The following is a 26,140-nucleotide window of genomic DNA, read 5'->3' as shown; positions in this document are numbered from 1 at the left end:
AGAGGAATCGTTGTGTCATTTGCTGTAATTCCCAGTTGGCCAAATAATTTTCAGATTGGTCAAGAAGACAAACAATTAAACGCATTAATCCAGCAGGTTCAATCGCAGACAGAGCCTTTTTTAGTTTTACCAACTTACTTACCAAAGTGGCAGTCGATGCGCCGGCAGTTGGGCTTAGTTGATGTACCCTATTGGTCGGCCTTTGATGCTTTACAGAAAGTCAGTGTAAAAGAAAAACGACCATTGCAGTTGGAAGATTTAACTTGGCCAAAAGACGCGCAATTTGTTCGCATGTTTGATCGAATTATTGTCCTTTCAGGTACAACAATTTATGGAACGGTCTTTTTTACCTATCCTAAAGCTGATCAAATCGATCGAATTGATTTGCTGAAAAAAGGGAAGCTCAGTCAGCAGCTAACAGTTGATGACCGTGGCTTTATTTCTAGAGTGTTGAACTATAAGGACGGTCAGTTAACGAAGGCCTCCTATCTTTCACAGTCTGGAGCTGTTGTTGCCGAGCAAGATTGTTTAACTGGGCAAGTGCAAGCTATTTTGCCTGATGGGCGTAAAGTTTCTTACTCTCAGATGATTGATTTAGTTCAGGAGTTAACGGTGGCTTATCTAAAGGCACACCACCAGGGGGAAGCCTTGGTTGCCAATTCAGAATTGAACTATCGGATTGCTCAGCAAGTTAGTTTTAACCGCTTGTTTTTGTGGGCCGGTCAGGAAGACGCTGCTGATTTGCAGGATAGTTGGCGGTCTGTGTCGACTGACGTACAAATTTTGCAGAGTCAGGTCAGTTCCGTTAGCGGGGATGACGCTGATTCGGGTGTGCTAATAGCACCATACCCGGTTCATCCCAAAGAGTTGGTTCAGCGGAAAAACCAAACGGTTTTGTACATTAAAGTCGGTGATTTAGATTCTTCAAAACAAGCGACTTTAATGGACCAAGCGGTGAAACTGTTTAATCAGGATGAAAATCGGACCGTGATTTTTGAAGGGGCGACTGTCCCAGCGACTTTTCCGGCTCGATTAGAACAGGCGCTTAGTGAACAATTAGTAGACCTTCATTTAGACGAACAGCTCTTAACGGAAGCCAAGGCGCATTTTGTTTTCTTAGGGGAACAATCAGTCAAAAGTCGTTTGCAATACTTAGCAACCAGTTCACTCTATGTTGATTTGTCAAAGCAACCTGATTTAGAAGTGCTAGCGACGACCGTTGCGTTGGGCCTTCCAACTTTTACAGCGGTTAAGACCGCCTATTCACTGCTTGATGGATTTGATTCGGTTGAACCCGAGGAGTTGTCCGACAAGGTAACGAACTTATTGACTGCTGAAGGCTGGCAACAGGCGCAAGAACAACTGATTCAGCAACAAGCGGGATTGGCCATTGCCGCCTTAAACCAGCAGTGGCAGGAACGATTAAAAAAATAAAGCATTCTATTTTTGTTTTAAGGAGTAGCTATGGCACAAACTATGTCAATTTTACAAATCGGGGGGACTGATTGGACCAATCAGGTGGCTGACTATCCACTGGATTGGACCTACTGCCAAAACATTGATCTCCCGGTTTTACTGGCTCGGCAAAAAAGCCCAAGTGACCTCACTTTTAACTATGTTCTATTAACGGATTCCATCTTGGATTCGGGTGTTTTAGCGCGGCAAATTCAAGAGTGGCCTGCTTATCGTGTCCTTTATCTAGGGGAGTTACAAGACTTCGCACCAGCTGTCCAAGCGGCCTTAATTAAGCGTCGGGCTTTTTCCTTGATTGAACAGACGGCCGAATCAGTCGCTGAAAAGATTCTAAGAGATTTCTACCTAGGGCAAGCTGGTTTTGCGACCCGTTTTTCAGAAAATCAATTCCTACCGGAAAATAACTATGCTTGGCACTGGCGTCGCGCAGGGCGTTTTGAAACAACGGTCACGGGGGACTTTGGAGAAAACTTCCAGCAGATAGGGACTTTGAAGACATTCCCAGGCGACTTTCAACCTAGTCAGGAGAACCTGCTTTACGCAGACTATTCAACGACTGGTAATGTTGAGTTGGCCCTGTCCTTTGTGTTCTTTCAAAATGGTGGACTCCAGCAACTGAAGCTCTTCCAAAACCCGGATGCGAAGAATTTACCAATGGTTCGTGCACCAAAAGATTATCAAAATTATCAAATTATGGTGCTGGCGAAGGGGAATGGTAGTTTAACGTTGCGTAATTTACACCAGCGTAAATCCCGTCACGGTGTGGGCTATTTTATTCCAGGCGGTGAACGACTGCTGACCGCAGATGGGCAGGAAATTCATTCTTACTTCAATCCAGGATGCCGAAAGGGCCCCCTTGTCGTTGCCTTTGCAGGTACCCGCCTGCACGTTGAAGGCTTTGAAATGATGGGACCCTTAAATGAACTGGGCTACCCATATTTGCTCTTTACGGATACAAGAGCCCAGGGTGGCGCCTTTATGGTTGGTAGTGAAGAATTTGAGCAATTAGTGATGGCTCGTATTGCCGAAGCAGAGTTACAGTTAGGGCAGGAAACTGAAAATACGATTTTTACTGGTTACTCAATGGGTTCTTACCCAGCCATGTACTACGCGGGTAAAAGGAACGGTCGCTACTTAGCCATTGCCAAGCCCATTATTAACCTTGGTACTTTCACTGCAAAAGGAAACTTTGCCCACCAGGGAATTAACCATGATTGGCCAATTGATATTCGACAAGTATTGACGGGCCGTTTGGATGAGCGTGATACTGGTCGATTGAATCAAAAATTGTGGTCAGCGCTTGATCAGTTAAACTGGGCCAAGACAAAGATCGATCTCTACACGATGCAGCAGGACGAATACGATGGGGAATCGCTGCCCCAATTCTTGGATTACTTAGAAGAAAAGCAAGCTAAGGTACACCATGTGGAGGTGCCTGGCCGTCATGAAGATAAGATTGCGGTTATGATTGACTTTCTTCAGAAGTCGATTGACCAGCAAGCGCAACAGCAAATGGGAGGGCTCAGATAAATGCAAACACAAATTTACTGGCAGCCCCAGACCATGCTTCATGAATTGCAGGGGGCGGTGATTGACTTTGTTAAAGAAGACGAAGTGCACTATCAAAACCACTTTTTGCCTTCAGGACGAATCATTGCTTCCTGGACTGATTCGGACAACTATTTTCAAAATAAAGCGATTGGTGAATTACCTCAGTTAGAAGTTGGAAAAAAATACAGGGTCAAGCGTTTTATCGACAATTCGGATAAAATGCATGCCTATTTATCCTGGCGCTTCTATGATGAAAAGGGTCAATTGATTGACCAACATTATCAAAATGGGGATGAGGATACTTTTGTTGTTCCTGCTAACTATGCTAGTTACCGTTTAGATCTCTTATCTGCCGGTGTTGGCTCCTTTGTTTTTCATGAAATTCAGTTAGCCCCAGCGGTGGATGGTGTTTTGATTGATGGTGACCATGCCTTGACGGACCACTTATCAGCCTACTTAGAAGTTCCTGAAAAGGTTGTTTCAAAAACACTGCGCGTCGTTCTTTCAGAACCTGCTTTCCGGACCATGGATTATCCAATTAAGGATATTCAATCATCGCCACAGGCTGTCTTATTTATGGCTACGGATTTAATGCACTGCCAATCTTATTACGATGAGAAGGCCTTAGACTTTATTAGCCAGTCTAAGCGGGCGGTTAAGGCGAAAAATATCGAATTCGTTGGTTACGGACCGATTTCATCTTTGACCGCCTTACTATATCGACAGGCAGTAAAGGGTTCAACTGCTGTGATTCCAACAAAGGAAGAATTGGAACTCCCTGCTGGTTACAACCGTCGTTCACCTGGACTGGCAACTTTCCTTCAATCACTGCCTGCAAAAATTGAAGAAGAACGTCGTTCAGAAGATGGCCTTCTGACTCAACCATCCTTACTAGCCAATGATGCGCCAGTGCAAGCCTTGGCGGCAAAGGGTGAACTGCTGGCTTCGTTGACGTATTTGGATTGGCCTCTTGATAAAAAAGCCGAGAAGAAACGTAAAGCAGAAGAACACGCTGCCCACGTGCAAGCGGAGAAAGCTGAAAAGCTCCGTGCCAAGCAGGATAAAAAGCAGATGGCAGGCCAATCAACTAAGGAATTGGGATCAGCTAACATTCGTGCTGTTCAAGAGAAAAAGGCAGCTGAAGAAGACGAAAAGCCTGTTACAACGAAGAAGTCCCTGTTTAGACGAGGTCATGGATTCCGTAAGCATCAATTAGAGCGTGCTGAAGAAATGAAAGAAAAGCCAACGTCTAGTCAACTTTTACAGGACTTTTTTACCAAAAATCGCTCATAAAAAAAGACACCCATTGGGGTGTCTCTTTTTTTTGTATTTAGAAATAAGCTTCCATAAACAGGTTGATTGCCAGTCCAATGGCTGCCAAGGAAATTAAGATTTTCAGAATCTTTTCGGGGATGATTTTAACGATGTGCGGTCCAATCCAACCACCGATAAAGAGACCGATTCCCATTGGGATAACGAGCGCCCAGTAAATGTGCGAAGAGAAGATATAGATCACTGTTGCAATCAGGTTTGCGGCACCCAATGAAAGGTTCTTTAGCGCGTTGTATGATGCGAAAGGCATGGTGGTTGTGGCTGAAAGGATGGCCAAAAGCAGGACACCACCAGCAGCTCCGAAGTAACCACAGTACATACCAACTAGTAAAATGCCAATTGAGACAACGACTTTGTAAACTGGGTGATGGTCTTCGTTTTCAATTGAATCATCACGGGTTAAGTTCGTTTCAGCGTTCTTAGACTTGTTAACCTGTGACATTAGGAGTAAACCAGCCAATAGAACGAAAAATGGTACGGCTTTTTCAAAAGTCGTTGCGGGTGCTGCCATTAGCAACCAGGCACCAAGAATTGATCCACCAAGGGTCAGTGGCAGAATTCGGAAAAGTTCTTTTTTGTGTCGGCCGAGATCCTTACGGGAGGAAACGGTCGCACCCAGTCCAGTCATGACAAGGGCCGCCGTGTTGGTCACGTTAGCAAAAAGTGGTGGGATACCAACAGCTAGTAGGGCGGGGTAGGAAACAAGTGAAGCCAATCCGGCAGTTGTGGAAACAATACCAGCTAGTATTCCCATTGGAAGTAGGAAGAGAAAGTGCTGCCAATAGTCAGCCATCGATAAATACCTCGTTCATTCTTTGAATTTATTAATTAACGCTTGAAAAAGTTTTAAATAACATATTTAAGTATAGTCTTGATTAAAATGTGCTGCAAGAAAGTTCATCAACCCTTAATGAAAGGTTAAATATTGAAACAAAAAAAGCACTCACGGGGTGAGTGCTTTTTCTAATTTAGTGCCGATGACAGGAATCGAACCTGCACGGAGATAACTCCATACCGACCTGAACGGTACGCGTCTGCCAGTTCCGCCACATCGGCAATAAAACAATCATTATTATATCTTTTGTAGGAGAGCCTGACAAGTAAAAGCGTGGAATTTACATGCTTTATGAAAATTCATCTTATTATACATATTGCTCCCTCTAGTGTCTGTGCAGGGGATGTTTAGCCCGATATAATTAATTTAACAAATAAAGGAGAGATGTTATGTATCATTCAGAAAACCAATTCTCGAATTCTTCCACCTTTTCTCTTGGAAAAGAATTTTATACTAAGCGGTATGAAAAAACGATATTTATATCATTCTTACTCGTTACTTTATCTGTGTTAACCTTTGCTGCCTTTTTTGATCGTGATGTGACCAACCTGGTGATGAACCGGTCGTCGATTGTCGGGGATTTCTTTCAAAAATACGGGACGAAGGGACCGAACATTGTTTTGTTTTCTTGCTTCGAAATAGTAGCCTGGACGATTTACTGTTCTCAGAGGGCTCGCTTGGAAAGATTGTTGCTGACGACACTTTTCCTAATATTAGCCATGCACCAAGTCTTATTGGGGGTAAATGGTTATTTTGCCTACACCTTAGCGAGGTTGCTCAACGGAAATATTAAAACGGTAGCAGACGTTGACCTTCAGCAGTGGGTGTTGGCCCTTATCTTCACCGTAGTTATGTCTTATTTGTTTTACCGTTATGTTGATTTACAAGACGAAAATGAACAAAATTACCTTTTAAAAGCAGCCGTGTTCGGCATTGCATTAGTCTTTATCGTTTCGGTTATTATTGGTGATTTGAAGTTGCACTGGGGGCGTTACCGTCCATTCCAAATGGATCAGGCGATGAGCCAGTTTACGCCATGGTATCAACCGAATGGTTCCAATGGACATTTCTCATTTCCGTCGGGTCATACGACCTCGGGTTGGTTGCTCGTCTATCTGACCTTCCTTTTGCCAAGAAAGTACCATAACATGCAAAAATATGTATTGATTGGGACTGTCTTGTTGGCCATCACCATTGCCCTTAGTCGAGTGCGTTATGGGGCACACTGGTTGTCTGATGTGACCGCTGCTTCTTTGATTGTTGGGACGATGATTTTTGTTACTTCAAGAGTATTAAAGGCACATTTAGTTGAGGATGCAATTGAATAGAGTCATTTATCGATTTATTTCTTAAGGTCGGCCCCTGTGGCCGACTTTTTATTAGAATAAATATCAATTGAATTACTAGTAATCAACCAACAACTTTGATACAATAAGTAAGATTTTTAAATTTTAAGGAGAAGACACAATGTCAGGACATAGTAAATGGCATAACATTCAAGGTCGTAAAAACGCCCAAGATGCTAAGCGTGGAAAGATTTTCCAAAAGCTTGCGCACGACTTATATGTTGCAGCAAAGGCTGGCGGTGCTGATCCCGAAATGAACGCCTCACTTCGTTTGGTAGTTGATAAGGCGAAGGCCGCCAACATGCCAAAGGACAACATTCAACGTGCCTTGGATAAGGCATCCGGTGCTGGTGGTGCAAAGTTCGAAGAAGTTACTTACGAAGGTTATGGTACTGCCGGTGTTGCCGTGTTGGTTGAAGCATCAACTGATAACATCAACCGTACTGTTTCATCAGTTCGTAACTCATTCAAGCACTTTGGTGGTTCACTCGGAACTTCAGGTTCAGTGGCCTTCCAATTCGACCGTAAGGGTTACTTGGTGATTGACCGCGAAGAAAACCCAGAAGCCGACGAAGATGCAGTTTTGGAAGTTGCTCTTGAAGCTGGTGCAGATGATGTACAAACTTCAGACGAAGCTTTCGAAATTTACACGGCACCATCTGATTTCCAAGCAGTTGAAGCTGCTTTGACTGAAGCTGGTTACACATTGGCTGAATCAGAAGTAACGATGATTGCTCAAAACCCAATGTCAATTTCTGATGAAGACCGTGAAAAGCTTGATAAGCTTGTCGATGAATTAGAAGACAACGAAGATGTTTTGGCCGTTTATACAACTGCTGAAGACTAATCTTCAAATAAAAAAGACCGCCGAAAGGCGGTTTTTTTATTGAACTTCTTTTAGAACGTTATCAACCAAATCGGTTAAACGTTCTTTATCTTTAGGAGATGGATAAAGGTTGATACGTACTAATTCACCAGCACGCTTTGCACCAGTTTTTTGAATTTGCTTATCGAACTTGTCCAAGGCCATGCAGTAATACTCTTCGTAGAAGGTATCCCCTGAGCCGGCAATACCATATGACAGATTTGGCAAATCGACATCGGCCAGATCGTCAAAGTAGTCGAGCCCTTCTTCGGGAAGGGAACCCTCGTCGTAAGTGTAGGGAACCAAGAAGGCCACATCGTAGTCTTCTAGTTCTTCAGGTTCCGTTTGAGAAATTTCGCTTTTGGTAACTTGAAGCCCTTTATCCGTTAAGATTTCGACCAGGTTATCTGCTACTGCTTCGTTGTTACCAGTGATTGTGGCAAAAACGACCTGTGCTTTTAATCCGTCTGTAGACATATTGCCTCCTGTGAAAGCTTTATTTAGATACTATTATACAAGAAATGCCAGGGGACTTCTGAGACTTTTTTAATCACAGACTGGTATTTTAAATTAGCCTGCTTTATAATAGTCAAAAATACTTGGAGGAGAGAACGATGGCATTATCAAAAGAACAAGTGGCTGCATTGCAAAATGTTTACGACCACGGAATTTTGGATCATGATGACAAGGCGCGCCAAGCACTTGCCCAAGTTTTAGAGGATAACAAGTAATTCCTTGTAACTTTTTAAAAAGTGTGTAATAATTAGTTCAATAAATTGCTGATGAGGATAACTTGTCTTGCTTAACTAGAAAAGAGAGCCAACGGTTGGTGTGAGTTGGTCTAGTGGTGAGATTAAGACTACCTCGGAATGGTGAAGGAGTATTTTTGAAACTTCACCCGGGTGACACCGTTAAACGTTTCTTGAGTCTGAGTTATCTCAGAGAAATGGGTGGTACCACGGTCTAACGTCCCTTTTGCTTAGTTTTAAGCAAAAGGGGCGTTTTTCTTTTTATCAATCATTATTCAAGATAAAAACGGTTAATCATCAGCAAGGATAGAAAAGAAAGAAGGCAGTACAAATGGCAGAAATTACCTTAACATTCCCAGATGGGGCCAAGAAGTCCTTTGATGAAGGGGTTAAGCCAATTGAAGTTGCAGAATCAATTGCGAAGTCTTTGGCTAAGAAGTCCGTTTCAGCAAAGCTGAACGGGGCTTACGTTGGCATGAATGACCCAATGAACGAATCGGGCGACTTTGCATTGATTACAAAGTCAGACGAAGAAGGTTTGAAGATTCTTCGTCACTCAACCGCCCACTTGTTGGCACAGGCTCTTCGTCGCATGCCAAAGTTTGCGGATATGCACTTTGGTGTTGGACCAGCCATCGAAAACGGCTTCTACTATGACACTGACAACGGTGCTGGTAAGCAAGTTTCTGTCGATGACTTCCCAGAAATCGAAGCAATGATGAAGAAGATTGTGAAGGAAGACCTTCCAATCTTGTCACACCAGATTTCACGTGAAGAAGCCCTTGAGACTTTTAAAAACGATCCTTACAAGGTTGAATTGATTAACGATTTGCCTGCTGATGAAAAGATTACGGTTGCTGTTCAAGGTGAACACGTCGAATTGGACCGTGGTGGATTGGTTCCATCAACCGGTTGGATGAAGCACTTCAAGTTGGTTTCCGTTGCCGGTTCATACTGGCGTGGTGATTCTGACAAGGCCGTTATGCAACGTATCTACGGAACGGCCTTCTGGAACGCCGATGACTTGGAAGCGGATTTGCAACGTCGTGCCGAAGCTAAGGAACGAGACCACCGTAACATCGGTCGTGACTTGGACCTCTTCTTTACTAGCCAAAAGGTTGGTTCAGGATTGCCAGTTTGGTTGCCAAATGGTGCAACTATCCGTCGTCAAGTTGAACGTTACATCGTGGACAAGGAATTGGCCAACGATTACTTGCACGTTTACACACCAGTGTTGTCAAACTTGAACCTTTATAAGACTTCAGGTCACTGGGACCACTACCGTGAAGACATGTTCCCACCAATGGACATGGGTGATGGCGAATTCCTTGAATTGCGTCCAATGAACTGCCCTTCACACATTGCCGTTTACCAACACAAGCCACGTTCATACCGTGACTTGCCAATGCGTGTTGCTGAACTTGGAATGATGCACCGTTACGAAAAGTCAGGAGCCTTGACAGGTTTGTCACGTGTTCGTGAAATGACTTTGAATGATGGCCACACATTCGTTGCACAAGAACAACTAGAAGAAGAATTCAAGTCAATCTTGGCCATGATGATGGAAGTTTACGAAGACTTCAACATCACGGACTACCGCTTCCGTTTGTCATACCGTGACCCAGAAAATACGGAAAAGTACTTTGATGACGACGAGATGTGGGAAAAGTCACAGGCACAGTTGAAGCGTGCCATGGACGACATGGGCTTGGATTACTTCGAAGCACCAGGTGAAGCCGCATTCTACGGTCCTAAGTTGGATGTTCAAACAAAGACTGCCCTTGGTGGGGAAGAGACTTTGTCAACTATCCAGTTGGACTTCTTGTTGCCAGAACGCTTTAACTTAACTTATGTTGGTGAAGATGGTCAAGATAACCACCGTCCTGTTATGCTCCACCGTGGAATCGTTGGAACGATGGAACGCTTCACGGCTTACTTGATTGAAATGTACAAGGGTGCCTTCCCAACATGGTTAGCGCCACTTCAAGTACAAATCATTCCTGTTAACGCGGAAGCACACGGTGCCTACGCAAAGCAAATCCAAAAGGATTTGGCTGCTGCTGGACTCCGTGCAAATGTCGATAACCGTTCTGCAAAGATGGGTTATCTTATCCGTGATGCACAAACTAAGAAGGTGCCATACACGCTTGTTCTGGGAGATAAGGAACAAGAAGATGGTACTGTAACGGTTCGTCGCTACGGCCATCAGGAAACAGAAGCAATGGCTGCTGCGGACTTCAAGGCACTTGTTTTGAAGGATGTTGCCCGTTACTCACGTCCTGACGAAGAGAAATAATTAGTAAAGCAAAGGACACCTGCTAATGGGTGTCCTTTGTCGGAAATACGAGAGAGAAAAATTATTATGTCAAAAGAAAATGAACCAAGCTTGCAAAAGGGCTTGCAAAACCGCCACGTGCAGTTGATTGCCATTGGTGGAACGATTGGAACTGGACTCTTCATGGGTGCCGGAAACTCAATCCACTTTGCAGGTCCCGCCATCTTGCTTGTTTACGCAATTATCGGTGCCATGATGTTTGTTATGATGCGCGCCATGGGGGAAATGCTTTATCAAGATCCCTCACAACCAACTTTTATTTCATACATGACCAAGTACTTGGGTAACCGTGTCGGGTTCTTTGCTCGCTGGTCCTACTGGTTAACGACCATCTTCTTCGGAATGGCTGAATTAACGGCCATTGGGAAGTATGTTCAGTTCTGGTTCCCATCAATGCCTGAGTGGTTGATTCAAATCATCTTCTTGGTTGTATTGGCCGGTGTGAACTTGATTGCTGTTGCCGTCTTTGGGGAAATGGAATTCTGGTTCTCAATGATTAAGGTGACTGCTATCTTAGCTTTGATTGTGACTGGAATCATGATGGCCTTTGGGCATTTCAAGACGCCAGTTGGTTACGTTGAATTCTCAAACGTTTGGCACAATTTCAACTTGTTCCCAAATGGTATTGGTAACTTCGTGAACGCCTTCCAGATGGTTATGTTTGCCTTTGTTGGTATGGAATTCATTGGAATGACGGTTGCCGAAACGGAAAATCCTCGAAAGATTTTGCCAAAGGCAATTAACCAAATTCCTTTCCGTGTCTTGTTCTTCTACTTGGGTGCCTTGTTTGTCATTATGACTATCTACCCATGGAAGCAAATCCCTGCCCACCAATCACCATTCGTTATGGTCTTTGAATTGGTTGGCTTGAAGGGTGCCGCTGCTATCATTAACTTCGTTGTTTTGACAGCCGCCGCCTCATCATTTAACTCAATTTTGTTCTCCGCAGGTCGTAACTTCTACTCACTTGCTAACGAATCACACGCTAAGTTCTTGAAGCCATTTGCTAAGTTGTCAAAGTCTGGCTTGCCATCAAAGGCCTTGCTCTTCTCAGCCTTGGTTTCAATTGGTTCACCAATCTTCTCATCAATTCCTGCAATCAACGATGCCTTTGTCTTCGTGACGTCTGCAGCTACTGATCTTTTCTTGATGATTTACATCATGATTTTGTGGGCATACTGGGAGTACCGTAAGTCATCTGATTACATGCCAGATGGTTTCTTGATGAAGGCACCACGTGTCTTTGTTCCAATGGCTGTTATCTTCTTCGTATTTGTTTACGTTACGTTGTTCTTCAACGATTCATCCGTTGTACCTGCCATTGGTGCCACTGTTTGGTTGGTTGTCTTCGGAATTATTTCTTATTTCCAGCCAAAGGAAGCCCCTTCACTTAAGTAATTTTTCTTTGATTTAATGTGAGTAGGGTATAAATAGTAGTTATAAATCTAGAATGGAGACTTTTAATGTCTTTTTTGATCAACTTTATCTTGCATATTGATGACCATATTGCGAACTTAGTTCAGAATTTTGGTGCTTGGACCTACTTAATTTTATTTGCGGTTATCCTGATTGAAACGGGGGCAATTATTTTGCCTTTCCTACCTGGGGACTCCTTGCTTTTTGCCGCAGGTGCCATTTCGATGACCCCCGCTGGTCAGTCAGCCGGGTTAAACCACTGGGTATTCATGATTGTCTTCTTCGTAGCTGCCGTTACTGGTGATACGTTGAACTACACGATTGCTCGCAAGGGTGGGCGTGCCTTACTTGATAAGAAGCCCTTTTCGACTTTTATTAAGCCTAAGAATATTGAAGAAGCGGAAGTCTTCTTCCAAAAGCATGGTGGTGTTGCGGTGATTATGGGACGTTATATTCCAATCATCCGAACTTTCATGCCGTTCGTGGCTGGGTTATCAGCGTTTTCATTCCGTCGTTTTATTGAATTTACTTTGATTGCGGCTTTCTCGTGGTCATTCTTGATGACGGGAGCAGGTGCCCTCTTTGGAAATATTCCATTCGTGGCTAACCACTTCTCAGCAATTATTCTTGGTATCGTCTTTGTGACCTTGTTGCCATCAATCATTGCTCTGATTAAGTCAATTATGGCTAAGAAAAAGAAATAAGCATTTAAAAGAAGCGCTAGGCCTGTTGTCTTAGCGCTTTTTTCGCTTTTTGTAGCGAGCTTCGTTATAATAGAAACAATGTTTTAGCAAGGACTATTGAAGGCGATGTAATCGTTTTAGTTCTTGAAATACTCGGCAGAAGATGAAGAGGAACATTCTGATGAACTTGATTTTGGCAACTGATGCTTACAAGTTAACCCACCACTTGCAATATCCACAAAACATTAACAAGCTTTATTCATACGGGGAAGCCCGTGTTGGTGGAAAGTACCCAACGGTTTCATGGTTTGGAATGTCAATGATTTTACACGACTACTTTCAGACAAAGATTACGACCGAAATGATTGATGAGGCTGAAAAAGTCTCAGAAGAAACTTTTGGAACAAAGGAATACTTTAACCGTTCCGTTTGGGAAAAGGTTCGTGACCTTGGCTATTTCCCAGTGAAGGTTAAGGCCTTGCCTGAAGGATTGGAGGTACCAACTGGTACAGCACTCTTTACCATCGAATCAACGGAAGAATGGTTTGCCACGTCATTGAATGCCCTAGAAGTCATGCTCATGCACGTTTGGTATCCTACAACCATTGCCACCAACTCTTTGTACATTAAGAAGCGCTTGTTACCACTGGTTGAAAAGACTGGCACCGTTGAGATGCTGCCATTGATGGTCAATGACTTTGGATTGCGCGGTGCAACATCACTTGAATCTGGTGAGCGTGGAGGAGCAGCCCATCTCTTGCATTTCCGCGGTTCTGATAATCTGGCTGCCTCAAACTACTTTGCTAAGGTTTATGGTAAAGAGGGACGGGCCTTGTCCATCTGGGCGACGGAGCACTCCGTGGCCACTTCCTATGGATCAGGACAGGGTGAGTTCGATTACTTGAACGCCCAGCTGGATCGTACCCCAGACGATGCGCCTCTTTCAATTGTGATTGATTCCTACGATACTTTTAACTTTGTTCGCCACGTTGTGGGTTCCGAACAGATGGTGGAACGAATCAAGAATCGTGAAGGCCGGGTTGTTCTCCGTCCTGATTCCGGTGATCCAATCACCATGGACCTGGCGGTTTTGGATATTTTGGCCGAAATCTTTGGAACGGATGTGAATGATAAGGGCTACAAGGTCTTGAAGCATAACGTTGGTTTGATTCAAGGAGATGGTATGAAGGCCAACACCATCATTAAGTTGTACGAAGCCTTGATTGAACGAGGATGGTCAACGGATAACCTCGTTGTTGGTTCTGGTGGTGGACTCCTTCAGGAAGGCTTCACCCGTGATACGGAACGCTTTGCCATTAAGGCGGCCTATGCGCACACGATTGAAGGAGAAGACCTGGATATCAAGAAGCAGCCTAAGACAGACCCAACGAAGGCTTCAAAGGCTGGTTTGTTGAAAGTCATTGTTGATAGCAGTGGACAGTTACAGACTGTACCACAGCATAAAGAGGGGAAAGACCTCTTGCAGACCGTTTATGAAAATGGTGTGATTACGCCGGTATCAGCCGATGATATTTTGAAGCGAGCGGCAGAACCATTAAAAGAAAAGAATAGCCTTGGTCGTGAAAACGGTTAAGTTGTTGAAAGGTTAACTAGGATACTTAGTTAACCTTTTTTGTTGAAAATATTCCCTATCTAGTATTTTCTGTGGTACAGTGGAATTAAAGAAAAGAGGCCTTATGTATCGACTAACCGTGCAATCAATTCTTGATGAACTTGTCTTACCTAAGGCCCTTATTTGCTCAAAAACAGCTTTCGTTTACTAACGAAGGCTGTTTTTTATTTATTTTAGGAGGTACTTTATGCTGTCTTCAGCAAAAGCTAATTTGATTGGACCTGACTTTTTAACGCGTTTAAATTTGCAGAATCCACACGATTTAAAGCCAGTTTCCGGTGGCGATGTGAACTTGGCCTATTCCTTGTACTCTGGTAATGACCGGTACTTTTTGAAGGTTCAACCTAATCACGATAAGCACTTCTTTGATTCAGAAGTGGCATCTTTAAAGGCTCTAGGCAAGCATGTGACGGTGCCAAAAGTAATTAAGCAAGGGGAGTGCCAGGGCTTTGCTTACCTACTTTTGTCATGGGTCCCATCTGGCCCTGCTAACCAGGGCGACCTCGGTCGAGCATTGGCCGTCTTGCACCAAACAACATCGAGTCAATTTGGCTTCGATTTATCAAACGAATATGACTTTGTGCCAAAGGACAACACTTGGAATGATTCATGGGGTCAATTCTTTGTTCATCAGCGTTTAGAGCCATTAATGGAACAGGCCATTAAGAAGGGCTTTTGGTTGACGCAACGTGGTGATCACTTTGACAACTTGAAGAAAGCCATTTTGAATGATGAACACGTCAAGAATGTGAAGCCTTCGCTCTTGCACGGTGACCTTTGGGCTGGTAACTTCATGTTCGATGAACAGGGTCAACCCGTCTTTATTGATCCGAACGCCTTTTACGGTGACCGTGAGTACGATATTGCCATTACCAAAGTCTTCCCAGGATTTAACAAGAAATTCTACGAAGGCTATGAAAATGCCTATCCACTCGATGAGGGTTATGAGGACCGTTTCAAGTGGTATGAGTTTTACTACATCTTGATGCACTTTGTTCGCTTTGGTGATATTTACGCACCACGTTTGAACCGATTGCTCTTGCAGTTCTAATTTAATTGGGAAATCAAAAAGCTGACAGTAACCAAAGAAATTGATTTTGGTTGACAGCTTTTTTTCTTATCGCTATACTCTTAACATTAGCGTTAGGAGAGTTAATTATGAAATCAAAGCAGAAAAATCAACTTTTTGTGGCGACAACGATGTTTGTGGCCATTATTCTTCTACAATCAGTTGTGCCATTCCTTGGTTACGTACCTTTGGGAGCCGTTGTGGTAGGCGCTTCAGCCGTTATTTTACCAGCAACTGCTGCGCTTGCTGGAATTACGCTGGGACCAAAATCCGGCTTTGTCGTTGCCTTTTTCTGGGCAGGTTACTCATGGATTAAGGCCATGCTGCATCCAGGAACCTTTGGGGCCTTGCTATTCTCGAACCCCTTCGTTGCCTTTATCCCTCGCTTACTAGTCGGTGTTGTTATTGGTTACATTGCTAAGCGTTGCTTTGTTGATCAAGAAAAGCCGGTTTGGTTCCTTTTTTCAATGGGGAGCTTGGCAGCTTTTATTAACACTTCAATGGTTATTTTATTGACTTGGGTATCTCTAACTGTGATGCCATACAACGGGTACGGTATTCCAAAGGAAAACTTGTTCTTTTGGTTAATTGGCATTTTGGCCTTTAACTTTATTTTTGAAGTAGTGATTAACGGTATCTTAGTGGCGGCAATCGGTCGTATTCTTTTGAAACGACTACCTAAATTTAACTAAAGAAAAAGTCAGCCTGCTGGGCTGACTTTTTGTTTTGTATTGATGCACCTGCCCTGCATTAACGCATAAAATTAAAGAATGCTGTTATACAGAGGTTAAAAGCTGGAATGGTTGATATAAAGCTGTTACAAGCGACTTTTATCAACTGTTTTTGTGTTATGTTTTGAAACGTATTGTCACGTTTTATCACTGTTTTTCCTAAAAAGTCGTGCAAAAGTCGTGCATCATAATTTATTAATTAATGCTTGAGCTTTTTTATCTTCTGCCTCTCTTTTGTTCTGAAAGAGGTGAGCGTATATTTCAAGTGTGATATTGACGTTGGCATGACCCAATCGCTCGCTTACATATTGAACAGATACATCATGCGATAAAAGATAGCTAGCGTGCGTATGACGAAGCCCGTGAGATGTTATGACCTTTGAGCCATCTTTCTGCAAAAAACATTTTAGCGACTTATTAAGACCGTTTGTCGTTAAGGGTAGTCCGTTGCGTCCTTCAAAAACAAAATATTTTCCAAAACCCCATTCTTTAAACAGGTTAGCCAATTCTTCGGAAATGGTAATGACTCGATTTGATGATGGGGTTTTTGTTGGTTTGAAGTCTTTAGTTACCAAGTCCCAGTTTTTATTAATACTGATTGTTTTATTTTCCAAGTCAACATCGTTTGGTGTTAATCCGGCTGTCTCGGCATAACGCATTCCTGTCATTAATTGAGTGATGATCATGTGAGCCGATAAGTCATTTGATTTTTTTGCCCGTTTCATTAATTTTTTGAGTTCATCGTCCTCAAGAAACTTGTCAATAGGTTTCTTGCCTGTCTTTTTAGCGACAACGTACACGCTTTTGGTGAAATCTCTGTTAATGATTTCCTCGTCGACTGCGTATCTGACAAAAGCAGTGATGATGGTTTTTACTCGATTTGCTGATGATTGAACATGTTCTTGCGAATAATCATTGATAAGCATTTGAAAGTCGGCAGCCGAAATATCATTCACTTTTTTAGATGACCACTTTTCTTCGGCAATACGAATGGCGTTGCGATACCAAACGTTCGTTTCTCTTGATACTTTTGGCTCTTTAAATATCTGATACCACTTTTTCATCTCGTCAATAAAGAGATTGTTTGACTTGCCTAGTTTTCCTAGTGATTTTTCATACTCAACTTTGGCAACCCACTCGTTTGCTTCTGCTTTAGTTACAAAGCCATTTTTCTGTTTTGTTTTACGTTTTCCATCAACGTTTAATAGGACGGAAGCAGTCCAAGTTTTAGCGCCTTTTCGTTTAAAAATACTCGCCATAATTGTTCCTTTCCTAAAATTGGAACAAATAAAAAAGCCTAGGGCTTAATCATTGTTATGTATGCCCGAAAGGGCGTTTGTTTACTTACTTAAATGATCAATAGCATATTGCGCTTCTGATTCGGTAAACTTTTCTCCATCGTTTGAAGTTAGTTGGTCTTTAATGTCCGCTACAGACATGTCCTGGTCTTTTTGATAAGACTCAGCTGATTCAAGAGCATTTTTGTTATAGTCTGCTTTTAAATTGTCAACTGCATATTGAGCATCAGCAGCAGAGAATTTATCACCATCATCAGAAGTTAATTGATCATAAATACCTTGCTTAGACATGTGCATTGAGTTACTGTACGTTTTTGCACTACCCAGGGCGGCTTTTTGTTGGGCCGTAACTTTTGAACTAGATTTTGAAGAACTAGAAGAACTAGAAGAACTAGAAGTGTCTGATGAATCTGATGCTTTTGAAGTTGATGAAGATTTTGAAGTTTTTGAAGTTTTATCTTTATTACTTTTTTCATCATTATCGTCACTACTGCTTGAAGCACTTACTCCAATTACCACAATAATAACAGCCACAATCCAGACCCATACTTTTTTGTAAAATGGTTTCTTTTCTTTTCCTTTATTGTCTTTCACAATACTTCTCCTATCAGCTTTTAACGTGGTTCCGTCCTGCACGTAACTTAGCGTTTAACTTAACAGGCTGTATTCAGCCTCTACATATTCTTCTAACCATGATGGTACATCATAAAAATTCATGAAAGTTTCAACACTAGTTGGTTGCTTGATCTTCATTAACATTTTAACAGCATTCTTGTGGGCTAATAATTCTTCTCCACGTTTTCCAAACTCGCAAAATCGGTAAACATCTTGCAGTGATGTATCACCATATAGAAGGTGACTCAATTCATGGGCAAGGCGAAAATTATATGAAACTTTGGTAGAAAAGTTAAAATTCATCATGATTGCTTTGATGGAAGGCCAGGTCGTGTCTGGGACATTACTTTTAACATCATCAACATCAATAATCTTAATCCCGTTTTTTGTCGCTATGTTTTGTAAGGTTTCTTGAATCTCTTCATCTAAAACAAACTCTTTAAAATAATTATCGATCATCGTCCCTCCCGCTCACGTTCTTGCATGATGAATCGTGCGTACTGGAGTAACTTTTGGCGGTCTTCTTCATCAATAGGCTTACCATCGAATGCCAAAATAGTTGTGTTTTCAAGGTCAGTCGCCTTGTCTTTTGAACTGTAACTGTTCATTTGATTGGTACGACCCAGTAAGTAATCGGTTGATACATCTAATACGTCGGCAACTTTCTGTAGAGTTTCTGACCTTGGGCTATTTTTATCCCAAAGATATATAGCCTTTTCACTCAAACCTGCTTGAAGTGCAACGTTGCTTAAGGATCTTCCCCTTAATTTAGCAACCTTTTTTGTGTTTTCTAATAGTGTCATATAAGGATACCTACCTGGAAAACAAGAAAAAGTATAGAAAATAAATAAAAAGTGTTGACTTGTATAAATTCCTATACTATACTTCTTCTTGTAAGTTAATTACGCAAACAAAAAACAGTTAAAACTAAAGTGTCTTGGCGGGCTACTAAAGGTTATAACAGGTCTTTTGTTATGCTTTTACTTTGTCATTATAGTATAAGTTTTTATACAAGTAAAGTAAAACTTACAAACATTTGTTATCGAAAGGAGGGGAGAAGGATGAAAATTTCAGATTTTAGGGAAAAGAAGCAAAAGTTAGAACCGATCGTTAACGAATTGGCGCTTCAACTGTCAAAAAAAGACTTAACTGTTTTGGAAGCAGAGATCGTCACAGATATGCTTTCAAAATTAGTTAAGCCTAGTATCGAAGACAAAAAATTGTCCGATTTTATTTAGTCATCATGTTCAAGAACTGATAGAAACTCAGGGTAAGCGATTTCATACTTTTCTGAAAAGTAATTCAAAGCTGATATATCAGATAGATCTGAACGTCGTGATGATTGCTCTAAGAATGTTTTCGCATATGCGATAGCCATTTCATGGGCACGTTGTTCGTTGGTCATAATAACTCTCCTTTCAATTTACTAGACAAATGAGTCAGTAATTAAAGGATAACAAAAATATAGAAAGGAGGTCTCCATGTCAGTAAAAGAAGCTAAGCAGGTTCTTGAAGAAGAACGTTTTAAGTTTCAATTCTACCTTAAAAAGAAGGGCATTAAGCAAGCTATGTTGGCGCCAGTCATTGGTTCATCAACATCATACATTCGTCAGCTTTTAAATGGATTAGCAAGTGGCAAGTCAGCCCATGATAATTTGCAAAAGTTGTTCGAGTTCACTGGTTACGAAGGCGAAAACTGGTTTTAAGAAAGGAGACGTAAATGGGAAGACATTTTGACCAAACGAAGTGGTATTCGCAAAAAGACATCATGGACGAGTTGGGTATTAAGTCTTACGCCACTTTTCGAAAATACTACAAGAATAGGCGTGACTTTCCGAATCCAGTGATGGATAGCAAAACACACCCTAAATGGGACGGACTAGCGTTGCAAAATTACTTCTTTAAAAAAGCGAATCGCTATGCATAAGAAAGGATAACAATGGAAAACTTAATATTTTGGAATGATGTTGTCGTAGGGGGTTGTTTGTTGGCAGTTGGTATTGGTTTGACTTTGTTCATTAGTAAGGCAATGAAGCCAACTTATACCCACAACGATATTACACGAAACGTTGTAGACAACGATTTACACGACTTATTGCAAAAAGAAAAAGCCCACTTCGTAAAGTGAGCTGTGACATCAATAATTCCTGACAGAATTTGATGTCTCTATTATAGCACGAGGCCATCGCTGATGGTTGGACAGAAAGCAGAGAGACAATATGGCAACACAAATTGATAAAGTTAGAGATTTTATTCGTAATAATCCTACTGCTGACAATAAGACTATCAGCGAAAAAACTGGCGTAAATATTGATTCGGTAAAGGCTTATATCAGCCGTGATTTAAAACAAGGTCGATTAACTAAGCTTGAAAATATCGACGAAGAAACTAACCAAACAGTTCGTTTCTTAGACTATGGCGAGTTCATGACAAATCGTGAAGCGATTAGGGACGCTAAGGACTACAAGAAGAAGATTTACCGTCAGATGGCACAAATGATATATGAGGCAGCAGAACGTGGGGAAGATGTCGACAACCTAGTAAAGGCGTCTCGGGAAATCCGTAACACGCTAGAAAGGATTAAATAATGCCTAACATTGAAAATCACATGGTCACTGATCAAGACGAGTTCAACAAACGAGGGCTTGGATATATCGACCAGTCGTCTGTGTATGACGAAGAGGTAGATGATGAAACGATTAGCTGAACTAAGAAAAGAAAAAGGTGTGTCGCAAATTGAGTTAGCCGAACAAATTAGTTTTTCTCACAGCGTAATTTCACGGTATGAAACAGGTGGATTAGAACCGAACATTAGCAATCTCAAAAAGATGGCTACTTACTTCAACGTTTCAATTGATTACTTAGTGGGGTACAGCGATGAACGGTAATAGATTGAGAATTTTACGAATAGATGATGGGCTGAAGCTAATTGATGTTTCTGAAAAAACAGGAATTCCAAGTAATACATTATCCAATTACGAACGTGGAAAACGAGAGCCGAAACTTGTCACATGGGAAGCACTAGCAAAGTTCTTCAATGTGACACCGCAATACCTAGTGGGGTGGACGGATGAACCGATTAGCTGAATTACAAGAGATAAATCGTTATATGGGCCACTTTATCAGCAACATGGCATCATTACAAGAAATTTATATGGGTAATTTTGTTACAACAATGCAACAAGAACAAGAAATTTATATGGGTAATTTTGTTACAACAATGCAACAAGAACAAGAATTGTATATGAGCCATTTTGTTACCCACATACTCAAAGAGCAAGAAGCATATATGCAATCTTTCGTTAGCAACATGAAAAAGTAGAGGTGCTAAAAATGAATAAGATTGAAATTACTTATAAGAGAAATTCTAAGAATAAATTTGATTTTACCGCAAAACAAAACGAAAAAATTATTTATGGCAAAACATATTCGCCAAAAGAAGATAAGAATCAGCACATTATGGGGACTATTTTAGTTCAAACAATGCAAGATTGGGCCGACAGAGAATTGAGTCGAAATCCAGAATTTAAATGGAATAGCTTTGATGAGTTTAAGGAGTGGGCGGGAAATCCACAGCTTAGGAAAGAGGCATCAAAAAAATATGAACAAATGATGTTTTCAAGTGAGGGTATCGATGAAGCCTGAACAACGATTACAGTCACAAATCACGACTTATCTTCGCCGAAATGACTACTTTGTAAACAAGACCCAAGCGGGCCCCGGAACTGACATTGGAACGCCAGATATCATCACGATGGATAAGCACGGAAAGTTCTTAGGGTTGGAGATTAAGCGACCAGACGGACAAGGCACGGTATCTGCCGAACAGAAAGCGGTTGGTGCGCAAATTAAGCGCAATAACGGACTTTGGTACGTGGTTGATAGCTTTACTGATTTCTTGGAGGTTATCGAAGATGTCGAAAAACTCTTTTAGCCTCTATGAAGCCCAGGCCAAGCAGGTCGCTAAGTCACAACCAAATTATTATTACGTCATGAAAATGGGAACAGGAAAGACCGTTGTTGGTTTATCCCATGTAATGAAACACTTCCCATTGTCAGACGTGATTGTGATTGCACCACGGCAGGTTGTGAAGGCTAAGTCGTGGGAGAAAGACTCTGAACTGGTTGGCTTTAAGAATGACATGCAGGTCATCACGACTGATGGCGTTAAGAAACTAAACAATTCCGATGTTGTCGGTAAGGTCTTAATTATCGATGAGGCCCACAAGTTTAAGAACGGCTCTGGTCGGTCTGAAAAGTTGCGAACACTGATCAAGTGCTGTGCTGGTTTTGTTTTCCTATCGGGGACACCAACAAATGGAAAGTTAGACGACTTGGAAATGTACGCTTTGTACTTCGGTCATGTGCCAACTAAGAAGCAGTTCAAGGACTTGTACAAGGTCGCTGAACACCCAGGTTGGTCAAAGTTTCCCATTTGGAAAGTCGGAAAGAATACAGAAAACCTGACAAAGTGGTTTAAGTCCATCACGTCTGATGTCGTCACGCTTGATGACATTACTGAACTGCCAGATGTCAACGAACACGTTATCTCGTTAAAAGCAGACCGTGAGTATAAAAAGACAAAGATGTCCTACAAAAAAGACGACAAGATTATCTTTGCTAATCCGACTGCCCGGCGTATCTATCAACGTCAAAACCAGAACAATAAGGCCAAGCTCGAATGGTTGGACAGCGTTAAGGAAGAATACGGTCAAGACAAGTGCCTTATCTTCTACACCTATGACACGGAACTTCAACTGTTAGACAATGCGTTAAAAGGATATGAAGTTGGTCACGTTAACGGTCACAAATTTAACGACCGAGGCGACTTTATCTTGATCCAATCAACGGCTGGTTCCGGGATGACGTTGAACGAATACAAGCACGCCATCTGGTGGTCGTTACCTGACAGTTTTATCGACTTTGACCAGTCGAAATATCGAAACTACCGTATCGGGCAAGACAGCAAAATCACCCGGGACTATTTAGTCGTTCATGGAACAATTGATGATGCATTATGGTCATCACTAGAACAGAAACAAGATTTTAACGCAGAAATGTTTGAGGACTAATTATGAAAAAGAAGATTTTTACAGAAGAACAGTACCAGAAGATTGTCATTGCTTATGACAAATTGCTACTACAAGAAGATGTTGATTTTGGTTTGTTAGATGGCGGTTCTAATTCTTCTGAAAGCCTTTATGAAATTCTCGAGGAAGATACTTGTGATTTTGGAGTTATTGTTGATAACTACGAAAAAGCAATTGCGATTGCTAACCCACTTACTCGTGAAGAGGCTAAAGACAAGTACGTTGAGAAAGAGAAGAAATATTTCTGGAGAAGTAAGAAGAAAGATAACTGTGACATTAGGTTGCATTTGAATATGAACAAATATGATTCGGTTGAAGCCAGTTATAACAGAGTGACTCCACTTACCGAAACTGAAATCCGAGAATGGGGATACAACCCTGATTATTACGACAAGGAAGAGGTGGATTGATGCGAGATATTAAGTTTAGGGCGTGGGACAGATTCGCTAAAGAAATGGTTTTTGCTAAAACGATTGATTTTGGCACAAACGGTGCAGAATGTATTGTTGATTCTGATGAAATTATTGGCGAAGTCGAAAGTGAATGGGATTTAGAGCAATTCACAGGCCTGTACGACAAGAACGGCAAAGAAATCTATGAAGGGGACATTGTTAAGGTTTACGGATTTTCAAAAGTTACTGTCGGTAAGGTAGTTTATGAAAACTATTATTTTACCCTTGATGGATTCTGTGACACAGGTACAGACAGACCAGAAATGGCATTTTCAGAAGGTGAATTTAAAGTTAATTCAGAAGGTGAACCGGAAGTAAATTACGAAGTTGTTGGTAACATTCATGAAAACAAGGAGTTGCTAGATGACTGAAAAACCCACCCATCCGACTATTAGTAAGTATAAAGAGAATGTCTTTAAAAATAACAAAGGCGAACGATATATTGTTTCTTATCAAAAATTTGATATATGGAATGTACTAGAAGAAAAAACTGGTAAAGAGGAACAAATGTCTAGTTATCAACTGATAGAGTTTAACAAATTATTTAAATTGAGGAAGGCTAAACAATGACTGACAAGATACACATGTCCCCCACACGGGCATTCAAGTTTAGCAAGAACCCACTGCGTGCTTACCAAGACTACATTGGTAAATATCCATGGTGGGAAGGAAGCAAAGATGCACTGCTGTTCGGAACAATCGTTCACAACGTGGCTGAAGGTCGTGACAAGACACAAGACATGTCGGACGAAGACAAAGACCTGCTGATTAGTAAGGCTGGCAAAACGAAAGGGCAATTCAAGAAAGCCTACACAGATGCTGAAGTCATCGGCGGTCGTGTACATGAATACGTTGAACGATTTGGTCAGGCTGATTTTGAAGTTGAAATCAACGAACCAGCAGAAACGGGACAAGGTGTTCAATTTGACGCCACCGGTCGAGCAGACATGCTAACAGAAAACGCAGTGTTTGATTTTAAGACAGTGGCACCCAAGGACTTTGATGGTTTTATTGAGTATGGTTCGTTCCGTGACAATCGGCAAGAAGAGTACAAAAAGCAAATCGCTTACTATGCCTTCATGTTCGACAAGAAAGAAACCCACCTTATTTACATCAAGAAAGACCCAGACAAACCATTTATCTATGACTTCAAGATGAACCATGATGAGATTTTACGATATGCCAATGAGATGTCTGATGAGATTGAAAAGGCAGTGAATTACATTTACAGCCCAGAACCTTGTCCGGCAGTAAATGACGGTAGCAAATGGGCGTTTGATTATTTTGGAGGAGTGATTAGTGGAACTTAAAAACGCTTTAAAAAAAGCTAACATGACCCAAAAGGAACTAGCTGAAAAAACTGGTTTATCAATTTATTCGATTAGCGCTTATGTCCGTGGGCTTAGAAAGCCAAAGGTTGAAACTAAAGCCAAGATTTATAAGGAATTGAATATCGATGCGAAAGATATTGATTTGTTTCAACAAGCAGAAGTTATTTTCGGTTCTGGTATTCCAGTATACGTTGTTTACAAAGGCAAATATTACAAGGTGGTAAATGATGACTGATTACATTTATCTAACCCGTGACCAAAAACGAATGGTCGAGCAGTCAGTTGATCTAAACGCTTTGCAAATCAAGATGTTCAAGGCTGGTTATAACCCAGATATTGATAGCGAGTTATTCCATTCAATGAAAAAGGCGTATGAGCAACCAGAACTAATCAGAGTGAAGTTAGGAGCAGATGATGTCTGAAAATGAATTATTTTGCTTAAGTTTAGCTTTCAAAGATGGCAGTATCAAAAATATTGATGGTATTTCCGACTTCCAAAAAGATGATAGATTTTTGTGGATATATCACAAAATCCAGATTAACGATAATGAAACGATTTATGTAAACGATTATTTTAATTTTGATGAAGTTAAAAGCTATTGCTTATCAAAGACAGTAAGAAAGGATAACGAATGATTACGATTAAGAAGCCAAGTGGCAACATTCAATTAAAAAGCCCATTGCCTACCAAGATGATTGTGTCTGGTGAGGCTATGGCAGGTAAGACAACTTTTGTTGGTAAGTTTCCAACACCATTTTTCCTATCGTTTGACGGTAACGCCATTAAAGAGGGACGAGATGGTGTTGACCTACGAGGAGCGTTTGATTATCAAGATGTGATTAATGCCATCCCCGAAATCGTCAAAGCAGGTTATAAGACTATTGTTGTTGACACTATCGAAGACATGCTAGACGGCATCGAACGTGGCGTGGCAAATGGTGGGTCAATTACTGACATGACCAACTCATTTAACGGTTGGGCCAAGTTGAACGGTCGATTTAAGAAGTTGGTAACGGCCATTGACGACAGCAAGTTGATTACTGTTTTCATCGCTCGTACAACCATTGATGCGGACGGAAATATCAAGTCAGATGCCCGTGAGAAAAATTATTCATGGCTAAAGGGTCGCATTGACGGAGAGATTTTTATCAACAAAGACCATACAGCTGAATGGCGTGCGCATCGTGGCTACTGGAAACAAGACGAATTGCCAGACCATTTGAAAGATGTTGCTGACCCAGAACGTGAGGGACAGGAACGCAAGGAAGCAGCACTCAAGCGCCGTCAAGAATTGATGAACAAAGCAGCAGAAAAGAAGAACTAAGAGGAGATTAA

At 41.6% G+C, this 26,140-nt stretch carries 37 protein-coding genes, 1 tRNA gene and 1 other annotated feature; of the genes, 30 read left to right on the top strand and 8 right to left on the bottom strand.

The genetic code is table 11. The annotated features are described in order from the left end of the window. Positions 1 to 12: 12 nt before the first annotated feature. From asp1 to asp3, 3 genes are read left to right on the top strand one after another with little or no spacing between them, the layout of a single operon-like run. Positions 13 to 1,434 (top strand): accessory Sec system glycosyltransferase Asp1, encoded by a 1,422-nt coding sequence (asp1, locus tag H7198_RS01940; protein WP_274458130.1) that lies wholly within the window; start codon positions 13 to 15, stop codon positions 1,432 to 1,434. 30 nt (positions 1,435 to 1,464) lie between these two features. After that, entirely contained in the window at positions 1,465 to 3,003 is a 1,539-nt protein-coding gene (asp2, locus tag H7198_RS01935) for an accessory Sec system protein Asp2 (RefSeq protein ID WP_274458129.1), read from the top strand. Continuing rightward, complete coding sequence (asp3, locus tag H7198_RS01930) at positions 3,004 to 4,317, top strand: accessory Sec system protein Asp3 (protein WP_274458128.1); 1,314 nt, start codon at positions 3,004 to 3,006, stop codon at positions 4,315 to 4,317. It begins immediately after the preceding gene. Between the two features lie 37 nt (positions 4,318 to 4,354). On the opposite strand, the gene H7198_RS01925 is transcribed toward asp3, so the two are convergent. Beyond that, positions 4,355 to 5,149, bottom strand: coding sequence for a sulfite exporter TauE/SafE family protein (locus tag H7198_RS01925; RefSeq protein WP_274458127.1), 795 nt, complete (start codon positions 5,147 to 5,149; stop codon positions 4,355 to 4,357). A gap of 179 nt (positions 5,150 to 5,328) precedes the next feature. Beyond that, positions 5,329 to 5,412, bottom strand: a tRNA-Leu gene (locus tag H7198_RS01920). Between the two features lie 498 nt (positions 5,413 to 5,910). Between H7198_RS01920 and H7198_RS01915 the strand changes: the two genes are divergently transcribed. Together H7198_RS01915 and H7198_RS01910 are read left to right on the top strand one after the other, a co-directional pair. Then, a complete protein-coding gene (locus tag H7198_RS01915) occupies positions 5,911 to 6,519 on the top strand; it encodes a phosphatase PAP2 family protein (protein WP_274458126.1) in 609 nt (202 codons plus the stop codon). A 139-nt stretch (positions 6,520 to 6,658) separates the two neighbouring features. Further along, entirely contained in the window at positions 6,659 to 7,384 is a 726-nt protein-coding gene (locus tag H7198_RS01910; RefSeq protein ID WP_274458125.1) for a YebC/PmpR family DNA-binding transcriptional regulator, read from the top strand. A 36-nt stretch (positions 7,385 to 7,420) separates the two neighbouring features. On the opposite strand, the gene H7198_RS01905 is transcribed toward H7198_RS01910, so the two are convergent. Continuing rightward, positions 7,421 to 7,879 carry a flavodoxin domain-containing protein gene (locus H7198_RS01905; protein WP_274458124.1) on the bottom strand — a complete coding sequence of 153 codons (459 nt, stop codon included), beginning with the start codon at positions 7,877 to 7,879 and terminating at the stop codon, positions 7,421 to 7,423. A gap of 293 nt (positions 7,880 to 8,172) precedes the next feature. Further along, positions 8,173 to 8,379: a binding site (T-box leader), on the top strand. A 103-nt stretch (positions 8,380 to 8,482) separates the two neighbouring features. On the opposite strand from H7198_RS01905, the gene thrS reads away from it, so the two are divergent. The 6 genes from thrS to H7198_RS01875 all read left to right on the top strand — a co-directional run bounded on the left by thrS (position 8,483) and on the right by H7198_RS01875 (position 15,979). Then, positions 8,483 to 10,447, top strand: coding sequence for a threonine--tRNA ligase (gene thrS / locus H7198_RS01900; protein WP_091502156.1), 1,965 nt, complete (start codon positions 8,483 to 8,485; stop codon positions 10,445 to 10,447). A gap of 66 nt (positions 10,448 to 10,513) precedes the next feature. Continuing rightward, positions 10,514 to 11,884: an amino acid permease gene (locus H7198_RS01895; RefSeq protein WP_274458123.1), complete on the top strand. Its 1,371-nt coding sequence runs from the start codon at positions 10,514 to 10,516 to the stop codon at positions 11,882 to 11,884. A gap of 65 nt (positions 11,885 to 11,949) precedes the next feature. After that, positions 11,950 to 12,606 (top strand): VTT domain-containing protein, encoded by a 657-nt coding sequence (locus H7198_RS01890; RefSeq protein WP_274458122.1) that lies wholly within the window; start codon positions 11,950 to 11,952, stop codon positions 12,604 to 12,606. Positions 12,607 to 12,748: 142 nt separating this feature from the next. Further along, the gene (locus H7198_RS01885) at positions 12,749 to 14,179 is read left to right on the top strand and encodes a nicotinate phosphoribosyltransferase (protein ID WP_276057296.1); all 1,431 of its coding nucleotides are present in this window, start codon (positions 12,749 to 12,751) and stop codon (positions 14,177 to 14,179) included. A 226-nt stretch (positions 14,180 to 14,405) separates the two neighbouring features. Continuing rightward, positions 14,406 to 15,269, top strand: a complete 864-nt coding sequence (locus H7198_RS01880) for a fructosamine kinase family protein (RefSeq protein ID WP_274458121.1) — start codon at positions 14,406 to 14,408, stop codon at positions 15,267 to 15,269. Between the two features lie 107 nt (positions 15,270 to 15,376). Next, positions 15,377 to 15,979, top strand: coding sequence for an ECF transporter S component (locus H7198_RS01875; protein WP_274458120.1), 603 nt, complete (start codon positions 15,377 to 15,379; stop codon positions 15,977 to 15,979). A gap of 224 nt (positions 15,980 to 16,203) precedes the next feature. On the opposite strand, the gene H7198_RS01870 is transcribed toward H7198_RS01875, so the two are convergent. The 4 genes from H7198_RS01870 to H7198_RS01855 all read right to left on the bottom strand — a co-directional run bounded on the left by H7198_RS01870 (position 16,204) and on the right by H7198_RS01855 (position 18,734). After that, complete coding sequence (locus tag H7198_RS01870; RefSeq protein ID WP_274458119.1) at positions 16,204 to 17,277, bottom strand: site-specific integrase; 1,074 nt, start codon at positions 17,275 to 17,277, stop codon at positions 16,204 to 16,206. Positions 17,278 to 17,358: 81 nt separating this feature from the next. Beyond that, entirely contained in the window at positions 17,359 to 17,910 is a 552-nt protein-coding gene (locus tag H7198_RS01865) for an Ltp family lipoprotein (protein ID WP_274458118.1), read from the bottom strand. A 54-nt stretch (positions 17,911 to 17,964) separates the two neighbouring features. Then, entirely contained in the window at positions 17,965 to 18,390 is a 426-nt protein-coding gene (locus H7198_RS01860) for an ImmA/IrrE family metallo-endopeptidase (protein WP_274458117.1), read from the bottom strand. Further along, positions 18,387 to 18,734, bottom strand: a complete 348-nt coding sequence (locus H7198_RS01855; protein ID WP_274458116.1) for a helix-turn-helix domain-containing protein — start codon at positions 18,732 to 18,734, stop codon at positions 18,387 to 18,389. Before H7198_RS01855 ends, H7198_RS01860 begins: the two co-directional genes overlap by 4 nt. 258 nt (positions 18,735 to 18,992) lie before the next feature. Here H7198_RS01855 and H7198_RS01850 point away from each other — a divergent pair, with 258 nt between their 5' ends. Then, positions 18,993 to 19,169: a hypothetical protein gene (locus H7198_RS01850; protein WP_274458115.1), complete on the top strand. Its 177-nt coding sequence runs from the start codon at positions 18,993 to 18,995 to the stop codon at positions 19,167 to 19,169. On the opposite strand, the gene H7198_RS01845 is transcribed toward H7198_RS01850, so the two are convergent. Next, complete coding sequence (locus H7198_RS01845; protein ID WP_274458114.1) at positions 19,166 to 19,336, bottom strand: hypothetical protein; 171 nt, start codon at positions 19,334 to 19,336, stop codon at positions 19,166 to 19,168. The genes H7198_RS01850 and H7198_RS01845 overlap by 4 nt on opposite strands. Positions 19,337 to 19,412: 76 nt before the next feature. Between H7198_RS01845 and H7198_RS01840 the strand changes: the two genes are divergently transcribed. The 18 genes from H7198_RS01840 (at position 19,413) to H7198_RS01755 (ending at position 26,129) form a co-directional block, all read left to right on the top strand. Next, the gene (locus H7198_RS01840; RefSeq protein ID WP_274458113.1) at positions 19,413 to 19,637 is read left to right on the top strand and encodes a helix-turn-helix domain-containing protein; all 225 of its coding nucleotides are present in this window, start codon (positions 19,413 to 19,415) and stop codon (positions 19,635 to 19,637) included. A gap of 14 nt (positions 19,638 to 19,651) precedes the next feature. Then, on the top strand, positions 19,652 to 19,858 hold the full coding sequence (locus H7198_RS01835; protein ID WP_274458112.1) for a hypothetical protein: 207 nt from the start codon (positions 19,652 to 19,654) through the stop codon (positions 19,856 to 19,858). A gap of 60 nt (positions 19,859 to 19,918) precedes the next feature. Continuing rightward, a complete protein-coding gene (locus H7198_RS01830; protein ID WP_274458111.1) occupies positions 19,919 to 20,059 on the top strand; it encodes a hypothetical protein in 141 nt (46 codons plus the stop codon). 91 nt (positions 20,060 to 20,150) lie between these two features. Continuing rightward, entirely contained in the window at positions 20,151 to 20,519 is a 369-nt protein-coding gene (locus H7198_RS01825) for a hypothetical protein (RefSeq protein WP_274458109.1), read from the top strand. 102 nt (positions 20,520 to 20,621) lie between these two features. Beyond that, the gene (locus H7198_RS01820; RefSeq protein WP_274458107.1) at positions 20,622 to 20,819 is read left to right on the top strand and encodes a helix-turn-helix domain-containing protein; all 198 of its coding nucleotides are present in this window, start codon (positions 20,622 to 20,624) and stop codon (positions 20,817 to 20,819) included. Continuing rightward, the gene (locus H7198_RS01815) at positions 20,809 to 21,018 is read left to right on the top strand and encodes a helix-turn-helix domain-containing protein (RefSeq protein ID WP_274458106.1); all 210 of its coding nucleotides are present in this window, start codon (positions 20,809 to 20,811) and stop codon (positions 21,016 to 21,018) included. The genes H7198_RS01820 and H7198_RS01815 overlap by 11 nt, the downstream gene beginning before the upstream one ends. Next, on the top strand, positions 21,002 to 21,253 hold the full coding sequence (locus tag H7198_RS01810) for a hypothetical protein (RefSeq protein ID WP_274458105.1): 252 nt from the start codon (positions 21,002 to 21,004) through the stop codon (positions 21,251 to 21,253). Before H7198_RS01815 ends, H7198_RS01810 begins: the two co-directional genes overlap by 17 nt. A gap of 11 nt (positions 21,254 to 21,264) precedes the next feature. After that, complete coding sequence (locus tag H7198_RS01805) at positions 21,265 to 21,576, top strand: hypothetical protein (RefSeq protein ID WP_274458104.1); 312 nt, start codon at positions 21,265 to 21,267, stop codon at positions 21,574 to 21,576. Then, positions 21,566 to 21,865 (top strand): VRR-NUC domain-containing protein, encoded by a 300-nt coding sequence (locus H7198_RS01800; protein ID WP_274458102.1) that lies wholly within the window; start codon positions 21,566 to 21,568, stop codon positions 21,863 to 21,865. Before H7198_RS01805 ends, H7198_RS01800 begins: the two co-directional genes overlap by 11 nt. Further along, positions 21,846 to 23,003 carry a DNA helicase gene (locus tag H7198_RS01795; RefSeq protein ID WP_274458101.1) on the top strand — a complete coding sequence of 386 codons (1,158 nt, stop codon included), beginning with the start codon at positions 21,846 to 21,848 and terminating at the stop codon, positions 23,001 to 23,003. Before H7198_RS01800 ends, H7198_RS01795 begins: the two co-directional genes overlap by 20 nt. A 2-nt stretch (positions 23,004 to 23,005) precedes the next feature. Next, positions 23,006 to 23,431 carry a hypothetical protein gene (locus tag H7198_RS01790; protein ID WP_274458100.1) on the top strand — a complete coding sequence of 142 codons (426 nt, stop codon included), beginning with the start codon at positions 23,006 to 23,008 and terminating at the stop codon, positions 23,429 to 23,431. Next, entirely contained in the window at positions 23,431 to 23,844 is a 414-nt protein-coding gene (locus H7198_RS01785) for a YopX family protein (RefSeq protein WP_274458099.1), read from the top strand. The genes H7198_RS01790 and H7198_RS01785 overlap by 1 nt, the downstream gene beginning before the upstream one ends. Next, the gene (locus H7198_RS01780) at positions 23,837 to 24,043 is read left to right on the top strand and encodes a hypothetical protein (protein WP_274458098.1); all 207 of its coding nucleotides are present in this window, start codon (positions 23,837 to 23,839) and stop codon (positions 24,041 to 24,043) included. The genes H7198_RS01785 and H7198_RS01780 overlap by 8 nt, the downstream gene beginning before the upstream one ends. Next, entirely contained in the window at positions 24,040 to 24,783 is a 744-nt protein-coding gene (locus tag H7198_RS01775; RefSeq protein WP_274458097.1) for a PD-(D/E)XK nuclease family protein, read from the top strand. Before H7198_RS01780 ends, H7198_RS01775 begins: the two co-directional genes overlap by 4 nt. After that, positions 24,773 to 25,039: a helix-turn-helix domain-containing protein gene (locus tag H7198_RS01770; protein WP_274458096.1), complete on the top strand. Its 267-nt coding sequence runs from the start codon at positions 24,773 to 24,775 to the stop codon at positions 25,037 to 25,039. The genes H7198_RS01775 and H7198_RS01770 overlap by 11 nt, the downstream gene beginning before the upstream one ends. Continuing rightward, on the top strand, positions 25,032 to 25,226 hold the full coding sequence (locus H7198_RS01765) for a hypothetical protein (RefSeq protein ID WP_274458095.1): 195 nt from the start codon (positions 25,032 to 25,034) through the stop codon (positions 25,224 to 25,226). Before H7198_RS01770 ends, H7198_RS01765 begins: the two co-directional genes overlap by 8 nt. Beyond that, positions 25,219 to 25,440 (top strand): hypothetical protein, encoded by a 222-nt coding sequence (locus H7198_RS01760; protein WP_274458094.1) that lies wholly within the window; start codon positions 25,219 to 25,221, stop codon positions 25,438 to 25,440. The genes H7198_RS01765 and H7198_RS01760 overlap by 8 nt, the downstream gene beginning before the upstream one ends. Further along, positions 25,437 to 26,129 (top strand): AAA family ATPase, encoded by a 693-nt coding sequence (locus H7198_RS01755; RefSeq protein WP_274458093.1) that lies wholly within the window; start codon positions 25,437 to 25,439, stop codon positions 26,127 to 26,129. Before H7198_RS01760 ends, H7198_RS01755 begins: the two co-directional genes overlap by 4 nt. The last annotated feature ends 11 nt before the right edge of the window (positions 26,130 to 26,140 follow it).

This window comes from Fructobacillus sp. CRL 2054, assembly GCF_028764065.1.
Classification (GTDB): domain Bacteria; phylum Bacillota; class Bacilli; order Lactobacillales; family Lactobacillaceae; genus Fructobacillus.
The sequence above is the reverse complement of the archived record's forward strand: the minus strand, read 5'-3'. Positions and strand labels throughout refer to the sequence as shown.